Source organism: Roseimicrobium sp. ORNL1 (genome assembly GCF_011044495.1).
Classification (GTDB): Bacteria; Verrucomicrobiota; Verrucomicrobiia; order Verrucomicrobiales; family Verrucomicrobiaceae; genus Roseimicrobium.
The window spans coordinates 5,048,999-5,063,384 of sequence record NZ_CP049143.1; the positions used below are offsets into that span (position 1 = coordinate 5,048,999).

Below are 14,386 nucleotides of genomic sequence, written 5' to 3' on the forward strand. Positions count from 1 at the left end.
TGCCAAACCCTCCCCTTCCTTCAGCATGTCCCAGTGGCGCTCCCGAGCTTTCCACCTGACGCGCGATCGCTCGTTCCTGCTCCGGGTGGCCGGGGGCATCGTGACCGTGTGCGCGCTAATCTCCGTGTCGATGCTGGCCGTGCGGGGAAAAGTATGGCCAAGCCCCGTCATGGATCCTCCCACGACGGAGGAAATCGTGCAGACCTACCAGTCCGTGCAGAAGGATGAGTACGAACTTCTGAGAGAATCGCCGAATCAGGAGCCCGCACGGCTCATGAAATGGCTGTTCGATCTGGAGTTGCTGCAAGGCCAGACCTTCGATCCCACCACCCTCAAGTTCGAGGGCATGGAGCTCTCGGCGCTTTTTCACCAGCATCTGGAGAGTGCGGATCAATATCAAGCATTCGCGGCGTACACCCGCTACAAATTTCAGAAGGATGTGACCGCCAGGCACAAGGCGTTGGATGAACTGATCCGAATCGGCCTCCATGACGATGCTCCACGTCACTCCAATGAACTCTATGCCGCGACCCAGTACCGGCTGCAAAACTTGGACGAGGCGCTTCAGGCCTGGATGCGGGAGAGCCGCCACTTTCCAGACGCCACCGCCTCTCGCGAAAATGCCTTCATCCTGGCGGTGCGGCTCAAGAATTCGGAGGCACTGAGGGAGCTCTGCAGTGATCAGTCCTTCCTCAAAACCATCGACGCCATCGGTCTGCGTGATGCCGCGAAGATCATCCCTGACCGGAAGCTGCTGTTTCAAGCCATGGCCCGCATCACCTGGGAGCGCTGGATGCAGGGTGCAGCGCTATTCCTCGCACTTCTCGCTGCCGGCATCTGGTACGGCATTCTCGTGTACACCGGAAGCCGCGAGCCGTACCGCTGGATTCGCTTCCTGCCCGCGGTCTTTGCCGGCATTGTCAGCGTAACGGTGTTGCTGTGGTTTCAGCAAATCATCGACTACCGCATGCCCACGGACGGCGGAGGCAATGCCCCCACTCCCACCCATTCCATGATGGACTGGATCCTGAACGTGGGCCTTCCAGAAGAAGGGGTGAAGGCGCTCCTGTTCGCCTTCTTCCTCCCCGTGTTGTTGAGCAACGGCTCTGCCACCAAAGCCGCCCTGGTCGGAGGCTGTGTGGGGCTTGGGTTCGCACTGGATGAGAACCTGCTCTACTTCTCCATGGGCGGCACCACTCACGCTTTGGGCAGGTTTCTCACCGCAAACTTCCTGCATATTGGCCTTACCGGCATTCTCGGCTGGGGAATGTACGAGCTCTTCCGCTCACGCTTCCACAAGGCGACCGAATTCCTCGCCGTATTCCTCGGAGTGACGCTGGCCCATGGGTTGTATGACTTCACCGCCGTCATTTCCAATGACGCGTGGGGCATGAGCATCATGCACACGATCATCCTCGCGGCGATCGCGAAGTATTATCTCAACCTGCTGCACTCCCCTGACGAACGTCCCGCGGGCTGGGTATTTTCCCGCACCTCGATCTTTGTCTGGGGCATCGCCTTGCTAGTGGGCGTGATGATGATGGCCGCCACCTACCAGCGCCACAGCATCCAGGGCATCACGGACACCCTCAGCACCGCTCTCAGCCTCGCCATCGTGGCCATCATCTTCATCCGCGAGTTCCGCGAGGTGTGAGGTGTGACCGCAGGTGAGGTGACGCTTCTTCATCTTCGGAAAGCGGCCACGGGGTTGGCACGTTCCTGAAACGCCAAACTTCACGCATCGGCCCTGGGAGCGCTGGCCTCTGGCCGGCGTATTCATCCGCGTCGTAAACACCACGCCGGCCGGAGGCCAGCGCTCCCAGGACTGCAGTCGCGACAGCTCACTCCGTGATGCATTTGAGGTCTCCTCGTCGCATGCAAAAACAAAGTCCTGCGGGGATGCACCCCGCAGGACTTCGTTGTTGACGGACTATTGTTTCGTTCGTCTGCGTTTGTCAGGCCTGTGAAGGCCCCGCGTTACTTCTTCTTCGCTTTTTTAGCGGCTTTCTTCGCGGGCTTCTTGGCGGCTTTCTTAGCGGCTTTCTTGGCCATAGGTTTGTTCCTCGTTTTAGTATTTTTGGTTGCTGTTTTCTTATCGACCGTGGCCTTGCCTCCCGAGCGCGCCTTCACGGCGGGCTTGGATCCAGCACTGACACGGACATCTTTTTGCGAGGCGGCCGCTTCTTCAAGCGCTGCCTGGGCTGCTGCCAACCGCGCGATCGGAACGCGGTACGGGCTGCAGCTCACGTAGTTCAAACCAAGGCGGTGACAGAACTTCACGCTGTCAGGATCACCACCGTGCTCACCGCAGATCCCGAGCTTGAGGTCGGGCTTGGTGGTACGGCCTTTCTCCACGGCAATCTTCATCAGAGAGCCGACGCCAACCTGGTCAAGGGTCGCAAAAGGATTCTTCTTGAACACCTCGTTCTCCTGGTACGGAGTGAGGAACGCACCCATGTCGTCACGGCTGATGCCAAGGGCAGTCTGCGTGAGGTCGTTGGTACCAAAGCTGAAGAACTGTGCTGTCTCGGCGATCTCGTCAGCGGTGATGGCTCCGCGCGGCACTTCAATCATCGTGCCGACTTGGTAGTCGATCTTCGCCTTGCGCTCTTTCATGACTGCTTTCGCGACAGCATGCACGATCTCGACCTGCAAGTCGAGTTCCTTCTTGAAGCCAACAAGAGGAATCATTACTTCGGGCTTCACTTTGACGCCAGATTTCTGGACGTCAACTGCTGCTTCAAAAATTGCGCGGGCCTGCATCTCCGTGATTTCCGGATAGGCAATGCCAAGGCGACAACCGCGGTGACCAAGCATCGGGTTGAATTCATGAAGCTGATGGATGCGCTGCACGATGAACTCGCGAGTCATGCCAGTCTTCTTCACCGTGTCGCTCATCTCGTTCTCCTGGTCTTCCTTCGGGAGGAATTCATGGAGAGGAGGGTCAAGCAGACGGATGGTGGCAGGAAGACCCTTGAGAGCCTTGAAGATGCCGGTGAAGTCTTCGCGCTGATACGGAAGAAGCTTCGCCAATGCCTTCTTACGGCCTTCGAGGTCGGTGGACATGATCATCTCACGCACTGCGTAGATGCGATCACCTTCGAAGAACATGTGCTCCGTACGGCAGAGACCGATGCCAGTAGCGCCGAACGCAAGAGCGTTCTCCACCTGGTCGGGGCTGTCCGCATTGGTGCGCACGGCGAGCTTGGTCACCTTCGAGCACCAGGTCATGAGCTTCTGGAAGTTCTGGAAGGTACGGCCTTCCTTCGCTTCCGCGCTGCCTTCGACAAGCGCCTGGGTGATTTCCGAAGCGGCGGTCGGCAGGCTGCCTTCATACACCACACCGGAGGAACCATCGATCGAGAGGAAGTCACCTTCCTTGTAGGTCGAGCCGGCCACGGTCAGCGTGCGCTTTTCGTAGTCGATGCTCATGTCCGGAGTCTTGTCGGCCGCGCCGCAGACGCACACCTTGCCCATCTGACGGGCGACGAGAGCGGCGTGGGAGGACACACCACCACGGAGGGTGAGGATGCCTTCGGAGGCCAGCATGCCGCGGATGTCTTCCGGGGAGGTTTCGTTACGAACGAGGAGGACTTTCTCACCCTTCTCGCCGGCGGCTGCCGCACGATCCGAGTTGAAGTAGATCTTGCCGCTGGCTGCGCCAGGACCAGCGTTCAGACCGCTGGCGATCGACTTGGCAGCCTTCACCGCCTTGGAGTCGAAGATGGGAGCGAGCACCTGCTCAAGCTGGTCGGCGGGCACGCGACGGATCGCGGTCTGCCAGTCGATGAGCTTTTCCTTCTCCATTTCCACTGCGAAGCGGACAGCGGCGACGCCGGTACGCTTGCCGTTACGGGTCTGGAGCATGAACACCTTGCCGTCCTGGATGGTGAACTCAAAGTCCTGCACATCCTTGAAGTGGGACTCCAGCACGCCACGGATGCGGTCAAGCTCCTTATAAGGAGCAGGCATCACAGCGGCCAGCTCGGCCACGGGGCTCGGGGTGCGCACGCCGGCGACGACGTCTTCACCCTGGGCATTGATGAGGAACTCACCGTAGAACACCTTCTCGCCAGTGGCGGGGTCACGTGTGAATGCCACACCGGAACCGGAGTTTTCACCCGTGTTGCCGAAGACCATGGCCTGCACGTTCACAGCCGTGCCCCACTCGTGCGGGATGTTGTACTTGCGGCGATACACGATCGCGCGGTCGTTGTTCCAGGAGCCGAACACAGCGCCCACGGCGCCCTTGAGCTGGTCCCAGGGATTGGTCGGGAATTCCTTCTTGGTGCGATCCTTCACCAGCTTCTTGAAGCGGGCGACGAGTTCCTTGTAGTCGTCCACGGTCAGGTGGGCGTCATCCACGTCGTCTTCATGGTGGTCATGCTTGAGCTTGTGAATGACGAGCTCGAAGGGATCTTCGTCTTCATCAGGGCGCTTCTGCACACCCATCACCACGTCACCGTACATCTGGATGAAACGGCGGTAGCAGTCCCAGGCGAAACGCTCGTTGCCCGTGGCCTTCACCAGCGCAAGCACCGTCTGATCGTTGAGACCCAGGTTGAGGATGGTGTCCATCATGCCCGGCATGGAGTCACGTGCACCGGAGCGCACGGCCAGCAGGAGCGGCATACCCTTGGTATCGCCGAACTTGCAGCCCATGATCTTTTCCATGCCTGCGACACCCTTTTCCACTTCACCCTGGAGGGAAGCGGGATAGGTGTGCTTGTTGTCGTAGTAGTACGTGCAGACGTCCGTGCTGATCGTATATCCGGGAGGCACTGGGAGACCGATGCGGCTCATTTCCGCGAGGTTCGCACCCTTGCCGCCCAGGAGGGCCTTCATGCTTCCATTCCCATCCGCCTTGCCCGCTCCGAAGAAATATACGTATTTGGTTTTGCTTGCGCTACCTTTGGATGCTTTTTTTGCCATGGTTTGGTTGCCCGAGTACGGACTTTGACGTGTGTTGCGTTGTTGTGAATGAGCCCTGCGCAGGGAAGTCGCAGATCATTTTCGCAGAGAGTATTTCGTTCAAAAACGCTGTCAATACATTTGCGGCATTGTTGCATTACCGTCTCATCAGATGTGAAAACGGGTGAGGGCGCAGCATGCTCATGACCTCTCCGTGGGAGCCATTGGCATGAATCGTATGCTTCATGGAGGAACCCCGAGTGAAGCGCATTCAACGGCGGAGAACTCTCGAGGAAACAGCAGGGCTTGCTTCACACAAAACACGAGCCTCCAGTGAGAGACCAGAATGCGGTTCCGTCCCCGCCAATCCGTGGCAGGAGCCCGGGCAAATCTGGAGGCAAGGCCCGCCGCCCGAAGTGCTCCTGATGACGCAGCCTCACTTCCGTACACCCCTGCGACCCAACGTTTCGTCATCCCAGAGGTCTATTATAAGAGGAGGCCGCAAACGCCTTCCCAAGCCCCGCCTCCCCCACCCCACGAACCATCTTGACGGTTTTGGCGAAAGTCCGCTATTCTTGGAAATATCCGGCGGCTTGCCCGCCACATTCATTGCCCAAATCCCCCATTCTGAACCTTCCATGAAGCACCAACACCCCACTTCCCTGCAACCACGGGGATTCACCTTGATCGAAATGCTGGTCGTGATCGGCATCATCGCCATCCTGGCCACCATCGCCGTTCCTGCCGGACAGGCGGTGTTGAGGAAGGCACGCGAACTTCAGGCCAAGGCACAAATGCAAGGTGTCGTCCTGGCGGTAAAAGCCTATCAAACGGAGTACAGCCGCCTGCCCGCGACTGAATCCCCACCCCCCACCGAAGACAATACCGAAGGGTATGATACCTCGAGTGAAGACGGCAAAGGCATCATCGCCGTCCTGACTGGGAAGAACACGACGTTGAATCCTCGCACCATCCCCTTCTACGAGCCCCCAGCAGCCAAAAAAGGCGGTGGCGGCTACTCCGAGGCTGATGGCTTGGTCGATATTTGGGGCAAGAACGGTTACACGATCGTCCTCGACTACGACGGCGACGGCCAAATCACCAGCCCCTATTCTGACGGGGATGACGCCAAAGTCTCCTCGAGTGTCATCATCTACTGCGCTGGGCAGGACAAGAAATTGGATGTGGGGAGCTCGACCAAGTCGGATGACCTCAAGAGCTGGGAATAATCCCGCCTCACGCTGACCCATTCGTTCTTTTCAAAACCCCGTGGGCTTCACCACGGGGTTTTTTTACGTCTCCGAGCTACGCCAGCGTCAAAGTTTCTGTTGCACCTCACCGGCAAACAGGCATGGTGCCCGCTCGCCAGATAATTCGGGCTGTAGCGCAGTCTGGTAGCGCGCTTCGTTCGGGACGAAGAGGTCGTGGGTTCGAATCCCGCCAGCCCGACCATGTTGATCGCCAACAGGTTACGCCGATCGCGACTGCCGGTTAGTACCGTACGCGCCGTTGTTCGCACAATTTTGCGACCGTGTGCCATCATGGAGTCACCTCGAAGTTGCGAGGCCATAGAACCGCCAAGGCGTTCTGGAGCGCGTCGTTCGAAGAGCACCCTGCAGGCGTAGGGTAAACGAAGGGTTTCATGAACCAGTCGAGCGCCTGCGAATTTTGGCGCACATTGGCAATACGCATCCCCCCCCTTTGCGGGCTTCTTACCCAGAACCGCACCTACAATTGACCACCACCGCTCCAAATGAAGGGCACGCACAGGGATTCAGCTGAATACCGCGCCTCCGAAACGCATCTGCGCCCCCACACTTTCTGTTTCTGTCTCTTCAAAGGCTGCACCTTCGAAACTCTCTGACTTGGTCATTTCTTCGCGCTCACCAACAGGCCTGAGACGATGAGCATGCTTCCAGCAATGGTCCTCAATGTGATCTTCTCCTGAAGTATCACGAAGGCCAGTAGTACCGCAACAACGACGCTTCCCTTGTCAATCAATGCCACCGTGGAGACTTCCCCATCCTTGATCGCTTTGTAGTAGAAGATCCAGGACACCGTCGTGGTTGCGGCGGAGATGCCCAGCCAGAGATAGTTATTACCTGTCAGCGTGTTTAGCTGGCTGGGCTGGATGGCGAATACGCTGAAGAGCAGCACGAAGGCAAAAACGAAACAGGTCCTGATGGCAATGCCCAATTCCGCAGACACTCCAGCCAATCCAATCTTTGCAATTACCGAGGTCAGGCCGGCAAAGACCATCGAGATCAAGGCATATACTACCCACAGTTTCATGATCCACTTCGCCCATTTGGGCGAGTCGATGTCAAGCCAGATGAGAATCCTGGACGGGGGGTCACTGCTGGGGACGGAACTCGCACTGTTGCAACAACCGATCGAATCGTTCAGTGACGGCATTCATCAAAGCGGGTTGGAGACCATCAACGTCGGGCGGGGAACCTTTGGCAGGGTTTTCAGCCGCCCACCAAGTGGCACAGAACATGTCTCCGTGCCATGAACGCTGGCCGTTGCTGTCGGCACGGTACTCCAGCGCCCATACATCATCCCCATCCGTGGCAATCGCAAAACAGAGCGTTTTGCGCATACTGTGGAACAGGTAGCCAAATTTGACCTGGCGTCTTTGAAATGCGCTAACGGTTGTCTTTCCCATCGGTGGTTGTGGAGACGCAGTGATCTTCTCAATCTGTGTGATTCGACGAATGGCAAACCTCCAACCACTCCGCAAGACGCACGGAATTTCCTGACAGAAATGTTATCCGGTGTTCAGGATTCCGACAGGTTGCTGAGTGCAAGGCGAGCACAGTAAAGGGCAACCCTGAATGGGCCTTCCCACAATTCCGGGTGCTTTGCTGAGAGTGAATCTTCTCTGTGGTCTCCAGTGCGCAGGTGCGCTTCTAGACCATCGCGTGCTCCACTGCTACCCTCCCCCTCCCCATGCGCATCCTCCTCGCTGAAGACGAGAAAAAACTGGCAGGCTTTATCACGAAGGCCCTCCGGGAGTGTGGGTATGCTGTGGACGAAGCGTATGACGGCCCTCAGGCGTTGGAGTTGGCCACAACCAAGTCGTACGACACGATCATCCTGGACCTCATGCTGCCAGGTCGGGACGGACTGAGCGTCCTCAAACTGCTGAGGTTGCAGCAAATCGCCACGCCGGTCCTTATATTGACGGCCAGGGGAGAGGTGTCCGAGAGAATCGAAGGTCTCGAGCTCGGCGCCGATGACTACATGGGAAAGCCGTTTTCCATGCGTGAGTTGCTTGCCAGGGTGGCCGCCCTGCTCAGGCGCGGTTCTACAGACCGAAACATGCTCCTTCAGGTGGACGACCTTAGCTTGAACATGATGACGCGAGAAGTCACCAGGGCTGGCCGATGCATCCAACTGGCTTTGCGAGAATTCGCGCTTCTTGAGTTCCTCATGCGCCAGCCGGGAAAGGTGCACACACGCACCAGCCTCTGCGAACATGTCTGGGGGTACCACTTTGACACCCGTACCAATGTTGTTGAAGTCTATATCCAGCGACTGAGACGAAAAATTGAGGTCGAAGGAGAACGCAAGTTGCTGCAAACCATCCGAGGCGTGGGCTACGTGTTCAGAGGAGGTGCAGAGTGAAAAAGCTGCCCTTGGGAATCAAAATTTCCATCTGGTCGGCGCTGGTTGTGGCCGTGGCTATGGGGGTGCTGGGAGCGTTTACGTTGCTGTTTCTTGAGCATCGCAAAACAGAGACATTTGACGAGCGACTGAGGCAGACCTGTGAGCATTACATTGACCAGTTCGTCCTCCATGGCTCGGATCTGGCCTGGGTGGAGAGCCACGAAATCGTGGAGATTTTTCATCCTGCCGGCACGCCGGAGAGGTTCCTTGAAATCACTGGACCCGACGGCTCGATCCTCTACCACACCGAGAATCTCACGGGCAAACGGTCCGACTGGCCAGGGGCAGGCAATCACCACCTCGTGGTGAATGGGATTCCGACCAGAGTGGCAGTGGTATCAGGTTCGGGGTTGACCATACGCTTCGCCATGGACATGCGGGCGATCTCAGAACTCACCTGGGACCTTGCGATGGCCTACCTCATCGCGTTCCCATTCGTGATGGCAGGAGCCTGGTTTGGAGGACAACTCATCGCCCACAAAGCACTGGCTCCTGTGCGTGAGGTCACAGCTGCGGCAGCGCAGATCACGGCATTGAACCTGAGCCGGAAACTTCCTTCACCCGGGGTGGATGACGAAATAGGCCGCCTCACCACCGTGCTCAATGAGATGTTCAACCGGCTGGAAGTGAGTTTCAGGCAGGCCACCCGCTTCAGCGCAGATGCATCTCACGAGCTCAAGACTCCCCTCACCGTACTGAGGTCAGGAATTGAAGACCTGCTGGACAGCAAAAATCTGCCCCCAAGTGCGCAGATCGCTCTCGCGTCCCTGCTGGAACAAACCACGTTCCTGGGTTCCATCATCGAGAACTTGCTGCTCCTGTCACGGATGGATGCACGGCAGTTCAAGCTCGACTTTGTACAGCAGGACATTGTGGAGACACTTTCCGCCTGTGTGGAGGATGCCCGGATCATGGCAGAGCCGTACGGTCTTACCGTGCAGTCGGACCTCCCAGCGGCCCTCTCAGTTCCAGTGGATCGGGGCCGGCTGACACAGATCGTGCTCAATCTCCTGGACAACGCCATCAAGTACAACGAGCCGCACGGCACGGTAGCAGTGAAGGCTTCCAGCAGCGATAGCTTCTGCAGGATCACCATCGCGAACACGGGCTCTGCAAATCACGAATCGAATCCCAATCTTCTCTTCGAACGCTTCTATCGTGCTGAACACGTGGCCGAGAAACCTGGTACCGGCCTTGGTCTCAGTCTGGCGCGTGAGCTTGCCCGAGCTCACGGCGGGGATGTGGTTCTCGTCCGCTCTGATGGCAAATGGACTGAGTTTGCTCTCACGCTTCCGTTGCAGGCGCGGCAGACCGTAGCATAGCCAAAGACCTATCTGGCAAGCACGAGCGCGGGTGCGTGCTCATTGGTGATGAGAACAAAGTCACCCTCATCACCAATCAAGGTCCATCCCTGGGGCTTGAATGTATGCTCGAAGCGCTCGCGATCCACAATGCCATAGGCGAGCCTCCCACCACTCAAGGAACGCGCACAGTGGGCGACGCTCTTGTAGACGCGGGCTTTGTCCGAGGCATCCAAGGGCAGAACGATGTCGGCATCACCTTTCGTGATGGAAACGAGGTCGTTCATGTAGAAGGCAAATCCATGCGCCCGGACCCCGCAGATGAAGAGTTCCGCATCCTTCGTCTCCTCAGTCTCCTTGAGCAGAGTTGCGAGAGAACGAATGGATGCCTGCCTCTCCAGCATGGGTGAAAAGCGATCTGCACACGCCGCGACGACAAGCCAGCACGCGGCTGATACCAGCGCAATCGTCCACACTCTCTTGGTCGACTGGAGAGCACCACCAAGGACAATCGCAAACGCCGGCAGTAACGGCAAGACGTAGGTGAGCAGCTTGGATCCGCTGCAGGAAAGTACCAGCAGAGGAATGGCTATCCATGCCGCCAGGAGTACATGCCGGGGCTCCAACGTACGGGACTTCAGCCGTCGCCATGCTTGCAAGGCAGGCTTGATGAGGAAGGGAGTCCAGGGTGTCAGGGCCAGAATCAACACCGGGAAGAAGAACCACCACGGCTGTGAACGACCGTGCTTGGCCGAGCCAAAACGCTGCACCAGTTCATACCGCCAGAAATACTCAAACAATTCCGCCCGCCAAAGACTCAAGGCGATGAACCAGGAAAAACCTATCCCGAAGGTGATGATGAATCCCCGCACCCAGGGGACCTGCATCCGGCTTGCCTCACGACGTCTCGTATAGTGGAAGACCATGCACGAAGCGAGTGGCACCAAAAGCGCCATGGGCCCCTTGGTCAGGAACCCAAGCCCCATGGCCACAAAGAAGGGCCAACGACGCTCATGGATGAAGGCGGCGATGGCGAGGACAATCCAAAAACTCATGGTCATGTCCGGCGTGACCAGACGCGCCAAGGCGAAGAACTCGACCCCAGACACCAGGACAATAGCGGCATGTCTTGCCGTCCGCTCCGAGAACAGCTTCCTGGCAATGAGGTATGTCAGGATCACCACTCCAAATGCGGCCAGCGCAGAAGGCAACCGCGCAGCCCACTCATTGTAGGCAAATACCTTCAGGCTCGCAGCCGTGACCCAGTAGAAGAAGGGCGGCTTCTGGAAGTGCTCAAAACCATTGAGCGTGGGAATCAACCAGTCACCGCTGTCAGCCATCTCCCGCGCAATCTCCGCGTATCTCCCCTCATCCGGCTCATTGAGTCCCCGAGTCCCAAGAAAGAGGGTGAGCACCATGATGACGAACCAAAGCCATGCGTGGCTCTTCACGAAGGCAGTGAAACGATTCATCGCGCCGCTCCTCCCTGGAACCTGCGACTGGAGAACCACCAGATGCCCAGCATGTCCAATACGGGCCGCCAAAGCATTACGCCCAGCCCGTACTTGGAGCGCCCGGCAGTGCGTTCGCGGTGATTCACGGGCAGCTGCTCGATTCGATACCCTGCGGCCTTGGCAAGTGCCGGCATGAATGAATAGAGCGTGCGGATGGGGATGAAGCTGCCACACACTTCCCGGCGGAACCCTTTCAACGCGCAGCCGGAATCCCGAATGCCATCGTGAAGCACGAGGTTCCGGACCGCATTGGCCAGTCTGGACATGAGCTTGCGCAGGAGCGAATCACGGCGTGTTGCCCGGATGCCTGCCACCATATCTGCTCCGTGCTCAACAGCTTCGAGGATGCGTGGAATATCGGCAGGATCATTCTGGCCGTCTCCATCCATGGTGACAATAACGCCTCCCCTCGCCTGCTTGAATCCAGTCCAAAGGGCAGCCGCCTGGCCGCTGTTCTTCTGCAGATCAATCACTCGCAGACAACGCCAAGTCGACATTACGGAATAGAGTTCCGCCTTCGTATCATCGGTGCTTCCGTCGTTGATAGCGAGGATTTCATACGCGATGGGGACCTCACGCATCACACCTCGCACTTCGTTGAGCAAAGTGGCGACGTTGGGTCCTTCGTTGTAGAAGGGAATGACAATGGTGCAGCGGGGGTCGCCTTCAAGGGCTGGCATAAGGGGTGCCGGGCTATTCCCCAAATCCTACGCTGCAGTCCTAACCAAGTGCTGACGCCGACCTAACGGTCTTGTTATCTCCCTGCAGACTCCCCAGCGACTACAGGAAGCTTGTCGCGACAGGCAAACAGTTGCACGTGGCCACAGATCTTGCCTTCATGACGGACGGAGAAGTGACCCAGCTTCTTGATGTGTCGAAACTCGCTCTTGAGGCGCTGGGGTAGATCACGCTTGGAGTCGCCACTCGCCACGAAGATGGCATTCTCCCCCACCCTGTGCTCATATCCCGACCAGAACCAATATTGATTGCGCGGTAAGGTGGAAGACAGCGTGTAGGCGATTTTGCCATCGCGAACGAACTCGGGCTCCGTGTGGAGGTAGAAGTTCAACAGGCTGGCCCGCCCATAGTGGTCGGCAATCAGGAACACCGGCTTCCCCTCCCCCTCCAAAGCCTTGCGTTGCTCTGCCACGACGGCAGCAAGATCAGACCCGCCACGCACCCGATTCAGCGGGTCCACCTTTTCGCTCAGATAGATACCGGTTACCTTGTGGAAGAGTTGGGTGTCATGAAGGAAGACCACCAGAGGTATTCCCACTGCCAAACCCAGACTCAGCCACCACTTCAAAGCCTTGGGGTTCCCTTGCGAATGCCACCAGAAAGCCGCGAGCAAGAACAAGGCCGGCGCGGCAGGTCCAATCCAATTGGGTTGTGCTTTGCCCCGGCAGGCCAGGATCAGATAGAATCCGAAAACAGGCATGCTCATGCAGAACAAGTAGCGCCACAGGGCCGGTTTGTTGCCGAGCTTGATGAAACCCCAGACGCCCACTACGGCCGCAACGAAGAAGGCAGGATTCAGGAGGCCTGCGATGGAGCCCACAAACTCACCCAACGAACTGACATTGAATGAAGCGCTCTTGTCCAGGCCGCCACGTTCCTGAAGGTGGGTGAGGGTGATCCAATCATGGGTGGAGTTCCAGACGAGCACCGGTATCGTGCCGGCAAGATTGAGAGCGAGGGCAATCCAAATACCTGGCCGGCGTAACTGATACCTGTACTGGGGACTCCAAACCAGAAAGGCCAGCAGGCCAATCCAGAGAAATGGGGAGAAGAACTTGCTCAGAAACCCCAGGGCCATGCAGACGCCCGCAAGCACCCACCATCGTGTGCTGTCGCGCTCTATCGCGACCCACGCAGCCAGTACCGAGGCTGTGTGGAAAAACACCGTGGGAGCGTCTACCGTAAGCAGCGTGGAACCCACGGCAAACAAGGGTGTGGCCGCAAAGATGACGGACAGAACGAACGCGGCCTTCTCCCCCGCTCGCTCTCTGACAAACAGCCACACCATGAGCCCAAACATGAAGGCCAGCACCGCCGCAAAGAACCGTACTCCAAATGCGGTATGCCCCCAAAGGTTGGTCCCCATCCACTGGATCCATGCGATCATGGGAGGCTTGCTGTAGTAGGCCCAGTCAAGATTCCGGCTCCACATCCACTGGTAAGCTTCGTCCTCGCTCAATTGGATGGTATCGCTGGCAATGTAGCCAAGTCGCACCACCAATAGAGCACTCAAAAATATCCAGGTCGCGTTTCTCCAGGTGATGTCCCGGTCACGAACGAGATTTTCTGAAATAATAACCGGCTGGTGTCCACATAGTGAAGGACACCTGGCCCACCACGCAGGCAGCGCACGCCGCCCCAGATGGGCCCACACCAGGCAACACCCTACGAACATGACTGCGCCCGTGATGGCACCGATGGCGAGTCCCGCCATCACATCCGTCGGGTAGTGTACTCCAAGGTAGACCCGGGAATACGCGACAAACAGCGCGAGCGGCACCATGAACTTCCAGGTGCTGCGATGGAACAGCCATGTCACCATGGCCATGGCTCCCCAATTCATGGCATGACATGAGGGCATGGAACTCAGCCCTTTCCCATTCCCAAACAGAAGGCGCACACCTTCAAGGGACATGGCCGGCCGGGGCCGCATAATCCACTCCTTGAGTGGGGCACAGACCCAGTTGCTGGCAACGAGAACGGTCAGTGTCATCACCAGGATGTAGGCAAGAGTCCGCGGGCCACCCTGGTACAACAGCACCATGATGAGCACCCCAAGCATGGGGAAGAAGACTGCATTCCCGCTGAGGAATGGCATCAACACGTCAAAGACCGGATTTGCCGTGTCGCGGTTGATGAAATGGAAAAGGAAGGTGTCGAGGTGTGATAGGCTTGGCATCGAGCGCCTGCGTAACCACGGGATGGTTTACAGCCCCGGGCACGAAGTTTGGCCAAGCTGGCAGCAGTCCG

General features: G+C 57.9%; 10 protein-coding genes and 1 tRNA gene. 5 read left to right on the forward strand and 6 right to left on the reverse strand.

What is annotated here, in order from left to right; all coding sequences use genetic code 11:
• Positions 1–25 precede the first annotated feature (25 nt).
• Entirely contained in the window at positions 26–1,654 is a 1,629-nt protein-coding gene (locus tag G5S37_RS20555; protein ID WP_165206315.1) for a PrsW family glutamic-type intramembrane protease, read from the forward strand.
• A 323-nt stretch (positions 1,655–1,977) separates the two neighbouring features.
• On the opposite strand, the gene ppdK is transcribed toward G5S37_RS20555, so the two are convergent.
• A complete protein-coding gene (gene ppdK, locus G5S37_RS20560; RefSeq protein WP_165206316.1) occupies positions 1,978–4,932 on the reverse strand; it encodes a pyruvate, phosphate dikinase in 2,955 nt (984 codons plus the stop codon).
• A gap of 617 nt (positions 4,933–5,549) precedes the next feature.
• Between ppdK and G5S37_RS32880 the strand changes: the two genes are divergently transcribed.
• Positions 5,550–6,140, forward strand: a complete 591-nt coding sequence (locus G5S37_RS32880) for a prepilin-type N-terminal cleavage/methylation domain-containing protein (RefSeq protein ID WP_165206317.1) — start codon at positions 5,550–5,552, stop codon at positions 6,138–6,140.
• A gap of 146 nt (positions 6,141–6,286) precedes the next feature.
• Positions 6,287–6,363, forward strand: a tRNA-Pro gene (locus tag G5S37_RS20570).
• 417 nt (positions 6,364–6,780) lie between these two features.
• On the opposite strand, the gene G5S37_RS20575 is transcribed toward G5S37_RS20570, so the two are convergent.
• A complete protein-coding gene (locus G5S37_RS20575) occupies positions 6,781–7,203 on the reverse strand; it encodes an EamA family transporter (RefSeq protein ID WP_165206318.1) in 423 nt (140 codons plus the stop codon).
• 61 nt (positions 7,204–7,264) lie between these two features.
• Positions 7,265–7,513, reverse strand: coding sequence for a hypothetical protein (locus tag G5S37_RS20580; RefSeq protein ID WP_165206319.1), 249 nt, complete (start codon positions 7,511–7,513; stop codon positions 7,265–7,267).
• A gap of 350 nt (positions 7,514–7,863) precedes the next feature.
• Here G5S37_RS20580 and G5S37_RS20585 point away from each other — a divergent pair, with 350 nt between their 5' ends.
• Together G5S37_RS20585 and G5S37_RS20590 are read left to right on the forward strand one after the other, a co-directional pair.
• Complete coding sequence (locus tag G5S37_RS20585) at positions 7,864–8,541, forward strand: response regulator transcription factor (protein ID WP_165206320.1); 678 nt, start codon at positions 7,864–7,866, stop codon at positions 8,539–8,541.
• Entirely contained in the window at positions 8,538–9,905 is a 1,368-nt protein-coding gene (locus tag G5S37_RS20590; RefSeq protein ID WP_165206321.1) for a HAMP domain-containing sensor histidine kinase, read from the forward strand. Before G5S37_RS20585 ends, G5S37_RS20590 begins: the two co-directional genes overlap by 4 nt.
• A gap of 8 nt (positions 9,906–9,913) precedes the next feature.
• Here G5S37_RS20590 and G5S37_RS20595 read toward each other — a convergent pair whose 3' ends face one another.
• The 3 genes from G5S37_RS20595 to G5S37_RS20605 form a co-directional block, all read right to left on the reverse strand.
• A complete protein-coding gene (locus G5S37_RS20595; protein ID WP_165206322.1) occupies positions 9,914–11,356 on the reverse strand; it encodes a glycosyltransferase family 39 protein in 1,443 nt (480 codons plus the stop codon).
• The gene (locus tag G5S37_RS20600) at positions 11,353–12,078 is read right to left on the reverse strand and encodes a glycosyltransferase family 2 protein (RefSeq protein WP_165206323.1); all 726 of its coding nucleotides are present in this window, start codon (positions 12,076–12,078) and stop codon (positions 11,353–11,355) included. The genes G5S37_RS20595 and G5S37_RS20600 overlap by 4 nt, the downstream gene beginning before the upstream one ends.
• Positions 12,079–12,152: 74 nt before the next feature.
• Entirely contained in the window at positions 12,153–14,315 is a 2,163-nt protein-coding gene (locus G5S37_RS20605; protein WP_165206324.1) for a glycosyltransferase family 39 protein, read from the reverse strand.
• Positions 14,316–14,386: the final 71 nt, after the last annotated feature.